Source organism: Mesorhizobium sp. M2A.F.Ca.ET.037.01.1.1, from assembly GCF_003998075.1.
In the GTDB taxonomy this organism is placed as follows: Bacteria; Pseudomonadota; Alphaproteobacteria; order Rhizobiales; family Rhizobiaceae; genus Mesorhizobium.
This window is the reverse complement of record NZ_RZSA01001059.1, coordinates 1-2,130: the sequence shown is the minus strand read 5'-3', so window position 1 is coordinate 2,130 and position 2,130 is coordinate 1. Positions and strand designations below refer to the sequence as shown.

The 2,130-nt window shown below is 68.4% G+C and carries 1 protein-coding gene; it reads right to left on the bottom strand.

Annotation, left to right across the window (positions count from 1 at the left end):
• Positions 1–2,095: helix-turn-helix transcriptional regulator (locus EOA27_RS33325; protein WP_245491241.1), on the bottom strand; the 2,095-nt coding region annotated here is incomplete at its 3' end.
• Between the last annotated feature and the right edge of the window lie 35 nt (positions 2,096–2,130).

Genomic DNA, 2,130 nt, shown 5'->3' with positions numbered 1-2,130 from the left:
CGTCGCCCTGCAGCAAGGCGAGCGCCCGTTCGAAAGGGGCGCCCATCCTCGCCCAAAGCGCAGCGGCGGCGCGCCAGTCGCCGATCAATTGCAGGCGATGCGGCTCGGCCATGCTGTCGGTCTCGCCGGGATCGCATTCCGGCAACAAAAGCCGCCGCCAGGCCGCCAGCCCGCCGAACACCGCCCGCGTCGGCGCGAGGCCTTCGGCAAGGGCGATCAGATGCAGCGCTTCATCCCTGTCGCCCTCGCCCAGCCACGCCAGCTCGGCCATCACCTCGGCAAAAGGCACAAGCCGTTGCAGTTCCATGCCCTTGTCCAGGAACTGCCTCATCTCTTCCACGATCGGCTCAGCCGACGGGTCGCCGCGGCGGATGCGCAAGCGTGCCAGCGCGACGAGCGATGGATAGCGTACCAACGGCGTCGTTGCTTCATCATCGACAACCTCATGCGCCACCGCCGCGGCGTCGTCCCAGAGGCCGAGCCTCAGCAGCAGCTGCGCCTGCACGCCGCGCATGTAGTCGCGCCATGTCGCGAGATCGTTCTCGACGCAGTAGCCGATGCCGCGCTCCAGCAACGAGGACGCCTCCTTGAAGTTGAGCCTGTTCATCTCGACGCAGGCGCAGTTGGTGAAGGCGCGCGCCGCATGTTCCTGGAAGTTTCCCGACAATGCGATTCCCAGGCTGCGGGCGAGATCGCGCCGCCCCTTGGCGAAGTCCAGCCATTGCCCGGCGGCGCCGACATTGTTCAGCGCATGACACAGAATATCCGGCCGGTTGAGCCGCTCCGCCAGCTCCACGGCCTTGCCGCCGAGCATGAGCGTGTCCTCGAGCCGTTCGGCGAGCATCGCCAGCTGCGAGAGGTTGGAATAAGCCATGGCGAGTTCAGGGCCGTCAGGCGCTGTCTCCAGAAGCTCCACGGCCTGCGCTCCGAACCGGTCCGCGGCCTCGCGATCGCCGAGCAGGTAGGCAAAGCGCGACAGGCAGCGTAGACCGTCGCCCTCCTTGACCCGATCGCCCTGCGCCTGGCGCAACTGGCGCGCCTGGCCCTGCGCTTCCATCGCCGCCTCGACGCGGCCGATCAGGTGGCACTCGAAAGCATGGCCCTCATAGAGCTCGGCTCGCTTGTCGACCGGCAGCATATCCGCATAGCGCAGGGCAACCTCGTAATAGCCCACCGCGTCGCGATGCGCGCCGACCCGCGAAGCCTCGCGCGCCGCCGCCGGCGCGAGCTCGCGCACCACCTCCAGGTTCTGCGCTTCCACGGCATGATGCACCAACCTGGCAGTGGCCACTTGCGGGTTTTCGCGCAAGGCTGCCAGGGCGCGTTCATTGTATTCGCGCCGTTTGCTTGGCGTCAGCGCCATCTCGATGGCCGTGCGGGCGATCTCGTGCCGGAAGGCATAGCCGTCGCCGAAATCCTCGAGCAGGCCGTTGGCGACGCATTCGGCGAGCTGGCCGGCGGCGGCAATCCCGCAAAGGCCGCTCAGCGCCCAGGCGTCGGCGCGGCGCGGAAACACCGAGACGGCGTCGAGCATCGAGCGCGCGCCCGGCGACAGTTTTTCGGCGCGCGCCAGCACGGCGTCGCGCACGCTTGCCGGCAAGGCGCCATCGCCTTCGGCGGCGAGCAGCTCGGTGACGAAGAAGGCGTTACCGGCGCTTGCCCGGTAGATCGCCTCGCCGTCGCGCTCGGCGGTTGCGGCCAGCGACAGCACGGCGCTTTCGCTGAGCAGCGGCACGTCGATACGCACGACATTGCCGGCCGGGATCTCGCCGAGCGCCCGGCGCACGCGCATCTGTCCTTCGCTGCGGTCGGTCCGCGCCGTGATCAGAAGCAGGATGTGGGTGTTGGCGATGCGCCGGCCGAGGAAGCGCACGAAATCGAGCGTCGCGTCGTCCGCCCAGTGCAGGTCTTCGATGACGAGCAGGCACGGGCCTTTCGCCTCGAAGACGTCGAGCGCCTCGGAAAACAAGGGCAGCCGCTGCACCTGGCGGTCGTCGAGCACCCGCGGCAGTTCCCAATGCGCGTCGCGGGCCAGATCGTGAAGAGGCCCCAGCGGATCGGGAATGGAGAGGTCCTCGCAGGCGCTGCGAAGCATTGTCAGGCCATCATCCAGCCGGCTCGCGAACGCCT